The 12,843-nt window shown below is 50.0% G+C and carries 8 protein-coding genes; 7 read left to right on the forward strand and 1 reads right to left on the reverse strand.

Going from position 1 to position 12,843, the window contains the following annotated elements; all coding sequences use genetic code 11:
• The 5 genes from BN3279_RS10675 (at window position 1) to BN3279_RS10695 (ending at window position 8,949) form a co-directional block, all read left to right on the forward strand.
• Entirely contained in the window at window positions 1-1,170 is a 1,170-nt protein-coding gene (locus tag BN3279_RS10675) for a toxic anion resistance protein (RefSeq protein ID WP_059050686.1), read from the forward strand.
• A gap of 9 nt (window positions 1,171-1,179) precedes the next feature.
• Window positions 1,180-1,731 (forward strand): LemA family protein, encoded by a 552-nt coding sequence (locus BN3279_RS10680; protein WP_059050688.1) that lies wholly within the window; start codon window positions 1,180-1,182, stop codon window positions 1,729-1,731.
• Between the two features lie 13 nt (window positions 1,732-1,744).
• Window positions 1,745-2,923: a TPM domain-containing protein gene (locus BN3279_RS10685; protein ID WP_059050690.1), complete on the forward strand. Its 1,179-nt coding sequence runs from the start codon at window positions 1,745-1,747 to the stop codon at window positions 2,921-2,923.
• 271 nt (window positions 2,924-3,194) lie between these two features.
• Window positions 3,195-5,939 carry a glycoside hydrolase family 9 protein gene (locus BN3279_RS10690; protein WP_059050691.1) on the forward strand — a complete coding sequence of 915 codons (2,745 nt, stop codon included), beginning with the start codon at window positions 3,195-3,197 and terminating at the stop codon, window positions 5,937-5,939.
• 13 nt (window positions 5,940-5,952) lie between these two features.
• Window positions 5,953-8,949: a glycoside hydrolase family 48 protein gene (locus BN3279_RS10695; protein ID WP_187377777.1), complete on the forward strand. Its 2,997-nt coding sequence runs from the start codon at window positions 5,953-5,955 to the stop codon at window positions 8,947-8,949.
• A gap of 120 nt (window positions 8,950-9,069) precedes the next feature.
• Here the strand turns inward: BN3279_RS10695 and BN3279_RS10700 are convergent, their stop codons facing one another.
• Window positions 9,070-9,636 carry a DUF4256 domain-containing protein gene (locus BN3279_RS10700; RefSeq protein ID WP_059050693.1) on the reverse strand — a complete coding sequence of 189 codons (567 nt, stop codon included), beginning with the start codon at window positions 9,634-9,636 and terminating at the stop codon, window positions 9,070-9,072.
• Window positions 9,637-9,836: 200 nt separating this feature from the next.
• On the opposite strand from BN3279_RS10700, the gene BN3279_RS10705 reads away from it, so the two are divergent.
• Window positions 9,837-10,484 carry a TetR/AcrR family transcriptional regulator gene (locus tag BN3279_RS10705; protein ID WP_059050695.1) on the forward strand — a complete coding sequence of 216 codons (648 nt, stop codon included), beginning with the start codon at window positions 9,837-9,839 and terminating at the stop codon, window positions 10,482-10,484.
• A gap of 39 nt (window positions 10,485-10,523) precedes the next feature.
• On the forward strand, window positions 10,524-12,842 hold the full coding sequence (locus tag BN3279_RS10710) for an FtsX-like permease family protein (RefSeq protein ID WP_059050697.1): 2,319 nt from the start codon (window positions 10,524-10,526) through the stop codon (window positions 12,840-12,842).
• Window position 12,843: the final 1 nt, after the last annotated feature.

Consider the following 12,843-nt stretch of genomic DNA (forward strand, 5'->3'; position numbering starts at 1 on the left):
ATGACAAAAGAAAATGAAAATATATTGCAAGTCCCAGAACTGACGCTTGAGCTTGAAGGCTCAACTTCTAATTTGACGGATGAAATTATCTCAACAAAGCTGTCGGACGTGGATGCATTATTAAACTCTGATGGTAATGGGCTAACTGAACCGGAGAAGGTCAAAGTTCGCGAATTTGTACAAAAGATTGATATAACAAACGCCACTCATGTGTTGCAATATGGATATGGAGCACAGCAAAAAGTCGCAGACTTTTCCGAAAATGCACTTTCAAATGTACGCACGAAAGATATGGGTGAGGTAGGGTCCATGATTTCCGGTTTGGTAGTGGAGCTTAAGGGCTTTTCTACAGCGGAAGAAAATAAAGGTTTTTTTGGGTTGTTTCGTCGCGCTGGGCGTAGAATCGAGGAACTGAGAGCCAGGTTTGCGGCGGTAGAGCGAAATGTCGATTCAATCACTGATGTATTGGAACAGCATAATATTACTCTGCTTAAAGACGTCGCTTTGCTAGATAGAATGTATGATTTGAATTTGTCTTATTTCAAGGAACTGACGATGTACATTTTGGCTGGGCGTATGAAGCTGAAGGAGTTGACCACGACGGAATTACCGCGTCTTCAGGAAATGGCCAGACAAAGCGGTAAGCCGGAGGATGCGCAAGCAGCCAACTCATTTGCGGACATCTGTAACCGATTTGACAAGAAATTACACGATTTGAGCTTAACGCGCACGATCAGCCTACAGATGGGTCCACAAATTAAGTTAATTCAAAATACAAATAGCATCATGGTAGAAAAAATTCAATCATCGCTCGTCAATACAATTCCGCTCTGGAAGAATCAGATGGTACTTGCGTTGGGGATGGCCCATTCTCAAAAGGCAATTGAAGCACAACGTGCTGTAACAGATATTACGAATGATTTGTTACGAAAAAATGCAGACATGCTCAAATCAAATACCGTAGATGCTGCGCGTGAAGCAGAACGAAGCATTGTGGATGTTGAGACGCTTAAGCACACCAATCAACAGTTAATTAAAACGCTAGACGAAGTGTTGGCTATTCAAAATGAAGGGTTCACCAAGCGTCGTCAAGCAGAAGGAGAGCTTGTTAAAATTGAAAACGAGTTGAAGAATAAATTGCTTGAAGTGCGTAATGCAGTTCAACGATAGGAGCAAACCATGCAACTGTTGAAGCAAAGTAAAGTGGCCTGGACAATTACATTAGCTCTCATCATCGTCTCTTCGTCGCTGGGTGCTTCTCTATCGCTTAATCATTTGCGTGAGGATGCTGCTGCAACATTCATTCATGGTATCTCCAAGAGCGAGCCTGGTGTCCAGTACGACCTGGATTGGTTGGTAGAGTTGAGTACCAACTTAATCGTCGTTGCAAGTCGATATATAGATGATGAAGATATGGAGTTGGTCGCAGTCAGAGAGGCCAAATCGAAGCTCGAAGCTGCCACCTCGCCAAAGACCAAATATGACGCGGCAGACCGACTTGTCTCCCAAAGTACAGCGCTTATTTATAGACTTGGACAGATGGAGCTAGAAACTCGAGACGCGCATTACAACAAAACAATTAAAGCAGATATTGAATCCCGCTGGTTGATACTTGGTAGAAATAATTATAATCAGGTAGCATCTGAATTTAATGATGTTCTAAAGCAGTTTCCAGCCAGTATGTTCAGTAAGCTCATGTCGGTAAAGCCGCTTGAACTTTTTACCCAATGAAAGAGGTGAGTTAGTGAAAGATTGGATTCTCAAGACATCTTTAATGATGTTTGCGTGGGTATTGTTATTACCCTTAACGGTTCATGCAGCGCCAGCGTTGCCTGAGCCAACAGGCGCTTTTTATGTAAATGACTTCGCCAATGTCATTGATCCGGCTGATGAATTGTTGATGGTTGAGAACGGAAAAATGCTAGAGAAATTAAATGGTGCACAGGTTGTTATTGTAACGGTTGATTTTGTTGGAACGCGTTCGATAAGTGACTATGCGGCTGAATTATTTAATCAATGGGGCGTGGGCGACGCCAAGAAAAATAATGGTTTACTAATTCTGTTGTCGATAGGCGATGACAATTATTGGGCAGTACAGGGACGTGGGTTGGAATCAACGTTAACGAGTGGCACTATCTCCAATATGTTATTTGATTATTTGGAGGAAGACTTTGCCAATAAGCAATACAGTGCTGGCTCCACAAAGGTTTATTCAGCTTTTGTTAACCAACTTGGAGGAACGTGGGCAAATAGCATTTCCATGAATGAACCCGTGAACCATAACGGACCGTCGGTCGGTAGCGGGGGGGCGGTCAATGCTTCAGATAGTGAGGATACTAATCCTGCTATGGGGATTTATTTATTAATTCATTTCATCGGTGCCTTTATAGTGTTAATATACCTTGCTATTAATAGAAAACCACGAAGGTTCCCTGGTAAATTTGGCCCTTACACATCGATGCCAGGGGGTCAGCCAGAACTGTATTCATCGCCTACTTACAGATTAAGGGATAATGTGGGAAACGGCTTCGCGCAGCAGGCTGGTTATTACAGTAAGACCACCCGTATTAATGTAACAGTAGGAGAGCAAAAGCTATGGACCTCGTCTACGTATGATTATAATCGAGACGCTAGCTTGGGCCGACGTGCTGATCGTAATCCGTATATTGATAAGCCTAATCCACCAATAAGCTCAAATATCTTTGAAGGACAAGACAGCAGTGTGGGCGATAATAGATGGTTTAAACGTAAACGTAACAGGAATTCTAACATTAGCTGGAGTAGTAGTGATTCTGATTCTGACAGTAGCTGGAGTAGTGATGACTCCGATTCCAGTAGTAGCTGGAGTAGTATTGATTTTGACTCCAGCAGCTCTTCTGGTGGTGGAGGCTCTACACGTGGTGGTGGAGCGGGACGGCAATAATAAAATAACAATTAACGTTACACGGCGATATCTCCCATTGTTCAAGGTGAGGTATCGCTGTTTTGCTTAAGCATCGTAGCTAATCCTAAAAAACAAAAATTTACAGTAAATTTACTGTTATTTATGTAATTTATTAGCATTATATGATATATTATGGACAGGGACGGATTCTACTAAAATTTAACAGAACTGCCCCTCTACTTTTAAATCCAGGAGGTGAGTAGAAGCTTTGGGTCAGAAACCTTTACTCAGAAAGGAGTAGTCAACTGTTATGGGTAAAAGATTCAAGAAAAGAAGCGTGTTGGTTCTCAGTATTTTGTTAGCGCTTACATCTATGAATTTTGGGACAAGTTCTACCTTGGCTTCTACTGCATCCCCTTCATCAGCTTCCGATTACAATTATGCGGAGGCTCTGCAAAAGTCTATTTATTTCTATGAGGCGCAGCGTTCAGGAGCATTGCCAGAGGATAACCGGGTGGAATGGCGGGGGGATTCGGGGCTTCAGGACGGTGCGGACGTAGGTGTTGATCTCACGGGCGGTTGGTACGATGCCGGGGATCATGTTAAATTCGGCTTCCCAATGGCCGCCACCGCCACCATGCTCGCCTGGTCGGTGTACGAGTATCGTGAGGGCTATGAAAAAGCGGGTCAGCTAGATGAAATTCTCGATAATATCCGCTGGGCTACGGACTATTTCATCAAAGCGCATACGGCCCCGAACGAGCTGTGGGGACAGGTAGGCAATGGCACGGCGGACCATAACTGGTGGGGACCGGCGGAGGTCATGTCAATGGCACGGCCAGCCTACAAGATCGATGCCGCCAATCCCGGCTCCGATCTGGCCGGGGAGACGGCTGCTGCACTTGCGGCATCCTCGATCATTTTCAAGGACAGCGATCCAAGCTATTCAGCCTTGCTGCTTCAGCATGCGAAGGAACTGTATCAGTTCGCAGACCAGTACCGGGGCAAATACTCGGATAGCATCACGGATGCCAGAGCCTTCTATCAATCCTGGAGCGGTTATGCCGATGAATTAAGCTGGGCGGCTGTGTGGCTCTATCTGGCTACGGATGATCCGGATTATCTGGATCAAGCCATTGATGCCAGCGATGAGTGGGGAACCAATCAGCAGGGCGATTGGGACTACAAATGGACCCATGCCTGGGATGACAAGCACTATGGTGCCCAACTGCTATTGGCACGGATCACCAACGACCCGCGCTTCGTCCAATCAACCGAGAAGAGTATGCAGTTCTGGACTACCGGAGTGAGCGGGACAGGTGAACGCGTTAACTATACGCCTGGCGGGCTGGCTCACCTGGATCAATGGGGTGCGCTGAGATATGCTGCCAATCAGGCTTTCCTGGCCTTTGTTTACTCCGATTGGGTCAGTGATCCTGCGAGCAAACAGACGGCCCGTTCATTTGCAGAACAGCAAATTCTATATATGCTGGGCGATAATCCGAGACAAAGCAGCTATGTGATCGGCTATGGCAATAATAGCCCACAGCATCCGCATCACCGGACCTCTCATGGCTCCTGGAGCGACAGCCAGAACGAGCCGGCCAATCATCGTCATATTCTGTACGGAGCATTGGTGGGAGGACCATCCGTTACGGATGCCTATACAGACTCCATTAGCGATTATGTCTCCAATGAGGTAGCTACCGATTACAATGGTGGATTTACCGGAGCGTTGGCCAAAATGATGCTTCTGCATGGCGAAGGCGATCAGCCGCTGGCTTCATTCCCGGCACCTGAGGTACGTGAAGACGAGATGTTTGTCGAGGCTTCGGTCAACGCCAGCGGGAATAATTTCATTGAGATTCGGGCTTTGCTCAATAACCGGTCAGCTTGGCCGGCACGGGCTAGTAGCGAAATGTCCTTCCGTTATTATCTTGACCTAGAGGAAGTAATCGCAGCCGGGTACGGTCCGCAAGATGTAACCGTAGCTGCCGGTGGCTACAATCAGGGAGCTACCGTATCGCAGTTGCTGCCTTTCGACGAGGATAACCATATCTATTACACCGAGGTTGATTTTACGGGGACCTCGATTTATCCCGGTGGACAGTCGGCATTCCGCAAGGAAGTGCAGTTCCGGATTGCCGCTCCGCTGAATACCACCTTCTGGGACAACAGCAATGATTTCTCTTATCAAGGTCTATCCACAATCGGTTCGTCGCCAGTCAAGACGGCTTACATTCCGGTGTTTGATGGAGGAGTTCAAGTGTTTGGCGAGCTTCCATCTGGTGGTGGCACGCCAGGCATCCCTTCCGTACCTGCGGCTCCCCGGGGAGTGACGGCAACGGCAGGAGACGGGCTTGTCCAATTGACATGGAATGCCGTAAGCCGTGCGGATGAGTATGTGGTCAAACGTTCACAAACGAGCGGCGGCCCCTACACCGCAGTTGAAGTGACTTCCAGTACATCATTTACGGACAGCGGTTTAACTAACGATGTAACTTACTATTATGTGGTTGCAGCGAGCAATGAGGTTGGGGAAGGCCCTCCTTCAAGCCAGGTCAGTGCCAAGCCACGGGAGGTTCCAGCTCCGGTGGAGGGCGACCTGGGGCTGGAGTACCGCACCACCGATACCCAGGCCGGGGATAATCAAATTCGGGCACAATTCCGCATTCAAAATCTTGGGGAAGAGGCTATCCCCCTCAATCAAGTGAAGCTGCGTTACTATTACACGATTGATGGAGAACAGGCCCAGCAATTCCATTGCGATTATGCGGCGGTTGGCAGCGGCAATGTGACAGGCACCTTTGTCAGCTTGCCTGATCCGGTGACGGGTGCTGATCACTACATTGAAGTTGGCTTCAGTACGGCTGCCGGCACGCTGGCACCGGGCGCAAGCACGGGCGATATCCAAATTCGCATCAACAAGAGCGATTGGACCAATTTCAATGAACTGGACGATTACTCCTACGATGGCAGCAAGCAAAGCTATGCTGCCTGGGACAAGGTAACCCTCTACCAGAACGGCTCTCTAGTGTGGGGAATTGAACCTTAATCTATTTGAGAGGATGATTACATTGGTACTTTCCAAGGTTATCAGGAAGCCAGTCTCATTCCTGTTGTCGACGGCATTGGCATTCTCGCTATTTACAGGAGGGATGTTCGGAGCAGCTACGCAGGCTCAGGCTGCTTCGCCTGAGGAGACTCGCTTCTTACAGTTGTATACCCAGTTGAAGGACCCGAGCAACGGTTATTTCTCTCAGGAAGGCATACCTTATCATTCTATTGAGACCTTGATTAGTGAAGCGCCGGATTATGGACATATGACAACCTCCGAAGCCTACAGCTATTGGTTGTGGCTGGAGGTGCTGTATGGACATTACACAGGGGATTGGGAGCCGCTTGAGGCGGCTTGGGACAACATGGAGAAATACATCATTCCGGTCAATGAAGGCGACGGCAAGGAAGAGCAGCCGACCATGAGCTACTATAACCCGAACAGCCCAGCCACCTATGCTGCGGAATATAGTCAGCCCGACCAATATCCGAGTCAGCTCAGCGGACAATATGCGGCAGGGAGAGACCCGCTGGACGCTGAACTCAAGGCCACATACGGGAACAACCAGACGTATCTGATGCATTGGCTTCTTGACGTGGATGACTGGTACGAGTACGGCAACCTGCTTAATCCGACTCATACGGCCGCCTATGTGAACACCTTCCAAAGAGGGGAGCAGGAATCCGTATGGGAGGCCATTCCGCATCCTTCGCAGGATGATAAGAGCTTTGGTAAGGCGGGCGAGGGCTTCATGACCCTGTTCACCAAGGAGGCAAATGCCCCTGCGGCTCAATGGCGCTATACCAACGCCACCGATGCTGATGCACGTGCGATTCAGGCGATCTATTGGGCCAAATCGCTTGGTTATGATAATGAGGTTTATTTTGAAAAAGCGAAAAAAATGGGCGATTATCTGCGCTACGGTATGTACGACAAATATTTTCAGGAAATTGGTAGCGCTGCGGACGGAAGTCCCTCCGCAGGCAATGGCAAGAATGCCAGCCATTATTTGATGGCCTGGTACACCGCTTGGGGCGGGGGCCTGGGCAATACAGGCAATTGGGCATGGCGTATTGGGGCCAGCCACGCGCATCAGGGCTATCAGAACGTGGTTGCTGCATATGCCCTCTCTGATCCTGACAGTGGCTTGATTCCGAATTCGCCAACAGCCGGTCAGGACTGGGCGACTTCACTCTCACGCCAGTTGGAATTCTATACGTGGTTGCAGTCTAACGAAGGAGCGATTGCCGGCGGCGCGACCAACAGCTATGATGGGGCCTACAAGGCGTATCCAGCCGGGACAAGCACCTTCTATGGCATGGCCTATGACGATGCCCCGGTATATCATGACCCTCCATCTAACAACTGGTTTGGGATGCAAGCTTGGGGTGTAGAGCGTATCGCCGAGCTGTACTACATCCTGGCATCCAGTGGAGATACTACCTCGGAGAACTTCCAGATGGCCAAGCAAATTACGGAGAATTGGGTAGACTGGTCGATGGATTACGTCTTTGCTGGCAGCCGTCCCGTAACCGATAGCGATGGCTACTATTTGGATCAGCAAGGCAACCGTGTACTGGGGGGAGACGATCCGCAAATCGCTACCGTCTCGGCTCCGGGCGAGTTCTGGATTCCTAGCAATCTGGAATGGTCAGGCAAGCCGGATACCTGGAATGGATTTAGCAATTACAGCGGTAACGCTGATCTTCGTGTGGTCACGAAAAATCCAGGTCAAGATACCGGCGTGCTTGGCAGTTATATCAAGGCGCTTACCTTCTACGCAGCAGCTACCAAGGCCGAAGAGGGCAACTTCACAGCACTCGGCTCGCAGGCGGAAGGTCTGGCCAAATCCTTGCTGGATACAGCATGGAACTATAATGATGGCATCGGCATTGTTACGACCGAAGAGCGTGGCGATTACAACCGTTATTTTACGAAGGAGATTTATTTCCCTAATGGTTGGACGGGGACATTTGGTCAAGGGAATACGATTCCAGGCAATGACACCATCCCATCCGATCCATCCAAAGGCGGCAACGGCGTCTATGCCAGCTACACCGACGTTCGGCCGAACATTGTCAATGATTCACAGTGGGCATATCTGCTGGACAAATATACGAACTCATGGAATCCGCAAACGCAAACCTGGGACGACGGAGCTCCTGAATTCGTCTACCACCGCTTCTGGTCTCAAGTGGATATGGCAACGGCTTATGCTGAGTATGCTCGCTTGATTCAGGGTGGAGGCGGAGGTCCCGTGGAGCCGGTGGCTCCGAAAGCTCCAGCCAATTTGAAGGCTGCCTCCGGGGATGCCCAGGTTGAGCTAAGTTGGAGTAAGTCTTCCGGTGCGGAAGAATATACAGTCAAGCGTGCCGAGGTGAGCGGCGGAGCCTACAGCCCGATCGCTACAGTAAGCACCAACGCCTACACGGACCTTGACGTAGTGAATGATACCACCTATTACTACGTGGTTAGCGCCTCTAATGCAGTGGGGACTAGCCCGGATTCGGCCGAGGTTAGCGCTACGCCGAATTCCAAACCGATTCCGACGGGCGAACTGAAGGTTCAATACCGCACGGACGATACGGGAGTAAATGATAACCAGATTCGGGCACAATTCAAGGTCGTGAATAACGGAACCGAGACCGTATCGCTCAGTGATGTGAAGGTACGCTATTACTATACGATTGATGGAGATACCTCTCAGCAGTTTAATGTGGATTACGCAGTCTTGGGTAGCAGCAATGTGAGTGGCAGCTTCGTCAAGCTGGAGCCCGCGTTACCGGGAGCAGACTACTATTTTGAAATAGCCTTTGCTCCAAATGCCGGCACTCTGGCACCGGGACAGGATTCCGGGGAAATCCAGATTCGCATCAATAAGTCGGATTGGTCCAATTATGCGGAAGCGGATGACTATTCCCGCGATGCGTCGAAGACCTCTTATGCAGATTGGGACAAGGTGACCGCTTATCTTGGCGGCAGCCTGGTGTGGGGCATAGAGCCCTAAATGTAGCTAGCAACGCTTGTTGCTAGGTACGGCAAGACAAAAGGCGGGTCCTGGCAGCATATGCGCCGGGAACCGCCTTTTTTATGTTGTATATGGACTGCAAAGTTTAAGCTACCTCTTTTAAACTCTGAGCAAGCCACGGAAGCCTCTAGCCCCGTAGTAAGAATCTGCGCCATTGTGGTAGAGGAAGACCTTGCCGTAGCGGTAGTCGCCGAAGACGGCTCCGCCGAGCTTGCGAATGTCGTCAGGGGTTCTTAACCAGCTTGATGTTTTGGCATCAAACGGTCCCACCTGTTGCAGTTCCCGGTACTGTTCCTCATTTAACAGCTCAATACCGATTTCGGCAGCCATCTGCATGGCACTGTTTTCAGGTTTATTCTGCTTTCTGGCATTTAGCGCTTCATGGTCGTAGCATACGCTGCGGCGCCCCTTTGGACTTTCTGCCGAGCAATCGCAGTAGATATATTCCCCGGAGGTCTCATCGTAACCAATCACATCGGGTTCTCCGCCGGTACTTTCCATTTCATAAATGATTCGCAATTTATCAGAGTTAGCCTCAAGCTTGGCTTGCACCTTTGACCATTCCAGCCTTGTGTGCCGTTTCATATTACTTTCAAACCGGGATTTTAGCAGGCCCAGTAGTTCCTCGGTTTGCTCTATAGATAATGCTTCTTTCTTATTGGCCAATGTGAGTCCTCCTTTTGTGCTTCAGGCGATGGGTTCTTTAACTACGCTTGATAGAAGTTTACCCAAAAAACGCAACCTGTACAATCTGTGCTTCTCCGTGCTCGCCTATTGACAGCCTGTAATGAGATGATTATATTATAGACAGACAGTCGGTCGGTAGATGACGAATAGCGTAGATACAGAGAAAAGGAGGAGATCCGATGAGGGTTTCCAAAGAAGCAGAGGTCCGCAAAAATGAAATTTTGGATGCGGCAGATCAGTTGTTTGGGCAAAAGGGCTTTGATGGCACGAGCACCAATGATATTTTGCAACAGGTGGGCATTGCACGGGGGACACTGTACTATCATTTCAAATCCAAGGAAGATATTATGGACGCCCTGATTGAGCGATATAGTGATCGGCTCTTTACCGTAGCCAGGGAAGTAGCCGCCGATCAGAGGGTTGCCGTGTATGAGCGTATTACCCGCGTTATCCTGGCACTGAATTTGAGCGGGCCCAGCGATAAGCAGATTATGGAGCATATTCACAAGCCGCAAAATGCACGGATGCATCAGAAGATTCAGAAGGCCATTCTTCAGGGCCTAACCCCCATTCTGGCTGACCTCATCCGTGAGGGGATTCAGCAAGGGCTGTTCCGTACTCCCTATCCTTATGAATGCATGGAGATGGTGGTGGCCTATGCCAATACCGTCTTTGACGAGGATATGGTGGAACTGAATGAGGAAGAACGAGCTACGCGCATTCAGGCGCTGGTGTTCAATCTGGAACGGCTGCTCGGTGCCGACAGCGGCAGCCTGGCCAGCTTTGTGATGCGGATGTTCGAGAACGGAAGCGAAGACGGCAAGTAAACCTTGGGTCAGACGACCAAGAAGCGAAGGAGGTGGCTCATGCTTTACCGAATAATTCAGAGCGATGTCATGAGGAGCAAGTTCATCACGTTGACCACCACGATCTTCGTCGCTGTTGCCGCTATGCTGGTGTCGCTTGCGGCGATTTTGGCCGTTCATCTCTCCGGTGCCATTGATACGCTGATGATTCAGGCGAAGACGCCGCATTTCATGCAGATGCACTCAGGAGCGTTGGATGCCAAGCGGATGACAGCGTTTGCGGAGCAGAACAGCCAGGTGGATGAATTTCAGGTGCTGGAATTTCTGAACATGGAGGGTGCGCGGATCGTTATAGATGGTCAGTCGCTTGCTGGCAGCGTTCAGGATAACGGCTTTGTCACGCAGAGCAGCCAATTTGACTATCTGCTTGATCTGGAGGGGAGAATCATTCAGGCTGCGGACGGTGAGGTCTACGTTCCGATTGCCTATATGAAGGATGGAACGGCTGCACTAGGCGACCCGGTAGAGGTGTCAGGGAAGCTCTTTACCGTTGCTGGCTTCCTCCGGGATTCGCAAATGAATGCAATGCTGGCTTCCTCCAAGAGGTTCCTCATCAGTGCTAATGATTATGCCGCCATACAGAGCGACGGAAGCGTGGAATACTTGATTGAATTCAGATTAAAAGATTTGTCAGAGCTTGGGGCATTTGAAGCAGCCTATGCCTCAGCCGGGCTGGAAGCCAATGGGCCGATGATTACTTATCCGCTATTTAGAATGCTGAACGCCATGTCTGATGGCCTGATGATTGGGGTTATTCTTCTAGTCAGCGCTTTGGTGACGGCCATTGCATTAATGTGTATCCGATTCACGTTGCTGGCCAAGATGGAGGAGGACGTACGTGAGATTGGCGTAATGAAGGCGATCGGCTTGCGCTTATCGGATATTAAGAATATGTATTTGGCTAAGTACGCCGCTATGACAATCGCAGGGAGTCTGCTCGGATACCTTCTCTCTCTGATGCTCCAAGGGGTACTGCTTGAGAATATTCGGCTTTATATGGGGGACGGCGGCAATGCAATGTGGGCAGTTCTGGTCGGGATCATCGGTATTGTATGCCTGATGCTCACTATCATTGCCTTTGTGAACGGGGTGCTGCGACGCTTCCGGGGCATATCTCCCGCAGCGGCCTTGCGCTTTGGTGCAGCAGGGGGAGCTTCCTCCGGGGCGAAGGCATTTCGCTTGAGTCGGAACAGACTGCTTGGCACTAATGCATTCCTCGGGATTCAGGACGTATTTTCCAGAAAGCGGCTCTATGCTACCATGCTGTGTGTCCTTATTCTCGCTGCCTTCATTATCCTTGTGCCGCAAAATCTGCACCATACGATCTCTTCGGAGGGGTTTGCCACGTATATGGGTATCGGAAACAGTGACCTGCGAATCGATATCCAGCAGAATGAGGATATTGCCGGACGAGCGGCGCAGATAATCAACACGTTGGACGAGGATAGTTCCATCGCCAAATACGTGGTGCTAACGACGCAAAGCTTTCAGGCCAGACGGGATGATGGCTCCACCGAAGTATTAAAAATTGAGCTTGGCGATCACTCGGTATTTCCTGTTCAGTATGCGGAGGGGAGGGCGCCTGCTTCCACGGATGAAATTGCGTTATCTGTTATCAACGGGAACGAGCTTGGGAAGCGGGTTGGTGATGGGCTTACTCTATTGATCCATGGACAGGAACGGCAACTGATGGTCTCCGGAATCTATTCCGATGTCACCAACGGTGGCAAGACGGCCAAGGCGATGTTCACCGCTCCGTCCACCGACATCATGTGGAGTGTCATCGGCGTGGAGTTGCGGGACCCATCGCTCGCGAGTGCTAAGGTGGCGGAACTGAAGCAGAGATTCAACGATGTGAAGGTATCAGGCCTGGCTGAATATATGAATCAGACCTTCGGTCGGACGGTCAGTTCCATTGGCACGGCTGCACGAATTGCCATAGGGGTGGCGATAGTTATCATGGTGCATGTCACCTTGCTATTTATGCGCATGCTTATCCTGAAGGATCGCTATGCTATCGCCGTCCTCAAGGCCATCGGCTTTACGAACTCGGATGTCGCCCGGCAATATGTCTGGCGTTCAGTGTGTGTCCTGGTGCTTGGGCTGGTGGTGGGAACGCTTCTGGCTAACACCGTGGGTGAGGGCCTGGCTGGGGCGGTACTCTCGACGTTGGGCGTCTCAACGTTCACCTTCGAGATTGATCCGCTATCGGCGTATCTGCTTTGTCCGCTGATGATGGGCGGCACCGTCCTTGCAGCGACGCTGATCGGCACGTCAGGAGCCGGGAAAATTCAAATATCGGATCATATAAAGGAGTAGA

It is taken from the genome of Paenibacillus senegalimassiliensis (assembly GCF_001486585.1).
Lineage (GTDB): Bacteria > Bacillota > Bacilli > Paenibacillales > Paenibacillaceae > Fontibacillus > Fontibacillus senegalimassiliensis.

Excerpts from the sequence above, each read along its gene's own strand:
- BN3279_RS10690 (WP_059050691.1), top strand. The coding sequence starts at position 3,195 with ATGGGTAAAAGATTCAAGAAAAGAAGCGTGTTGGTTCTCAGTATTTTG.
- BN3279_RS10695 (WP_187377777.1), top strand. The coding sequence starts at position 5,953 with ATGATTACATTGGTACTTTCCAAGGTTATCAGGAAGCCAGTCTCATTC.
- BN3279_RS10680 (WP_059050688.1), top strand. The coding sequence starts at position 1,180 with ATGCAACTGTTGAAGCAAAGTAAAGTGGCCTGGACAATTACATTAGCT.
- BN3279_RS10705 (WP_059050695.1), top strand. The coding sequence starts at position 9,837 with ATGAGGGTTTCCAAAGAAGCAGAGGTCCGCAAAAATGAAATTTTGGAT.
- BN3279_RS10675 (WP_059050686.1), top strand. The coding sequence starts at position 1 with ATGACAAAAGAAAATGAAAATATATTGCAAGTCCCAGAACTGACGCTT.
- BN3279_RS10710 (WP_059050697.1), top strand. The coding sequence starts at position 10,524 with ATGCTTTACCGAATAATTCAGAGCGATGTCATGAGGAGCAAGTTCATC.